1 protein-coding gene and 1 pseudogene are annotated in these 2005 nt (G+C 73.9%); both read right to left on the bottom strand.

Annotation, left to right across the window (positions count from 1 at the left end):
* Positions 1–36 precede the first annotated feature (36 nt).
* On the bottom strand, positions 37–1119 hold the full coding sequence (locus AB0J52_RS38065; protein ID WP_500187857.1) for a DNA polymerase domain-containing protein: 1083 nt from the start codon (positions 1117–1119) through the stop codon (positions 37–39).
* Between the two features lie 189 nt (positions 1120–1308).
* A pseudogene (locus tag AB0J52_RS38060) lies at positions 1309–2005 on the bottom strand (spore surface glycoprotein BclB); the annotation flags it as partial.

Genomic DNA, 2005 nt, shown 5'->3' with positions numbered 1-2005 from the left:
GGCCGCCGGCGCCCACTGACCGCCCGCGCCTCCGGGTCAGTCGGCGTTGCGGGCCTTGCTGGGCTGGACGCGCTTGGGCTCGCCCTCCATCTTCGGGTAGTTCGGCGGGTAGGGGGCGTCGCCGAGGTTGTGGTCCTTCTCGTCGCGGTCGGCCATCTCCAGGAGCGGCTCCAGCGAGAACGCCCGGTCGTCGATGGCCGCGTGCGGGTCGCCGATCTCGGCGAACCGGGCGGGCATCGTCGCGATGGTGAAGTCGTGCGGGTCGGCGTCGGCCAGCTCTTCCCAGGTCAGCGGGGCCGACACCGGCGCGTACGGGAGCGGCCGGACGCTGTAGGCGGACGCGATCGTGCGGTCGCGGGCGTTCTGGTTGAAGTCGACGAAGACCTGCTCGCCGCGCTCCTCCTTCCACCACTTGGTGGTCACCTCGGCCGGGACGCGCCGCTCGATCTCGCGTCCGAACGCCAGCGCCGCCCGCCGGACCTCGGTGAACGTCCAGCGCGGCTCGATCCGGACGTAGATGTGCACGCCGCCCTTGCCGGAGGTCTTCACGAAGCCCGTGTAGCCCAGGTCGCCGAGCAGGTCGCGGGCGGGGCCGAGCGCCACCCGGACGGCGTCGGAGAAGTCCGTACCCGGCTGCGGGTCGAGGTCGATGCGCAGCTCGTCGGGGTGGTCGACGTCGTCGCCGCGCACCGGCCACGGGTGGAAGGTCAGCGTGCCGAGGTTGGCCGCCCACGCGATGGTCGCGACCTCGGTCGGCATGACCTCGTCGGCGGAGCGTCCGCTGGGGAAGGCGATCCGCGCGGTCCGCACCCAGTCGGGCGCGCCCTTCGGGATGCGCTTCTGGTAGAACGCGTCGGACTTGCCGGACCCGAACCCGGCCTGGCCGCGCGCGTAGTCCTCGCGGGTGGCCATCTTCGCCCCCTCGAAGACGCCGCCCGGCCAGCGTTCGAGCGTGGTCGGCCGGTCGCGCGTGGCGCGCAGGATGCCCTCCCCGACCGCGATGAAGTACTCCACCAGCTGCCGCTTGGTGTACCCGCACTCCGGAAAGTACGGCTTATCCGGATTGGACACCTTGACGATCCGGTCCCCGACGGGGATCTCGATGTGTGGCGAGGCCATAACGGCACGCTAACCCACCCCTCCGACACTTCCCGTCCCCGAGCCCCCGCCACCCCGGAGGGCCGGACGTCCCCCCGGGGCGGGCTGCGTTCGCGCCAGCACGCTCCCCGGCATGACACGCCGCCCAGACCCGTGCAGCCCTGTGACCGTCCCTGAAGCCTTCGTCACCCACCGGCCGCCGGGACCATGTCACCGGCCCGATCGCGGGAGGCCCCGGAACACGCCGGGCATGGCGGCCGGGTGGCGCGAGCCGCTGTTCCTCCCCGCCGCGACCGCAGAGGTTCCCGTCACCCCCTGCTGCTGGGGCAGGCAGGTGGAGATGACGGTGACCGTTCCCGAGTTCCCCGTCGTCAGGAAGAACGTGCCGCTCCAGGTGTTGGGGAGCGTCGGGGACGGACGGTTGTCGCGGTTCTCAATGGTCTGGCCCGGGATCTCCCAGAACCCGCCGATGACCACCGAGTTCGCCGGGCACGTACCGCCGTTGACCGACTGCGGGGTGGCACCCGTGATCGTGACCGTCTCGCCGCGGGAGAACACGGCCGCAGCGACGACGCCACCCGGCCCGGTCGGTCCCGTGACGGCCTCGCCCGCTGGACCGGTCGGACCCGTCAGGCCGATGGGCCCGGTCTCACCGGTCGGGCCCGTCGGCCCGGTGGGCCCAGCGACACCCTCCGGACCGGTCGGGCCCGTCACGCCGGCCGCGCCCTCGGGACCGGTCGGGCCGGCCTCGCCCGGCAGGCCCTCCGGACCCGTCGGTCCCGTCGCGCCGTCGATGCCCGGCAGACCTTCGGGACCCGTCGGGCCCGTCGCGCCGGCAGGACCCTCCTCGCCGGCGGGGCCCGTCGCCCCCTCGGGTCCCGTCGGGCCGGTGGGGCCGTCGGCCGGG

This window comes from Spirillospora sp. NPDC049652 (assembly GCF_040675125.1).
Taxonomy (GTDB): Bacteria; Actinomycetota; Actinomycetes; order Streptosporangiales; family Streptosporangiaceae; genus Spirillospora.
This window is presented reverse-complemented; position numbering and strand designations above follow the sequence as displayed.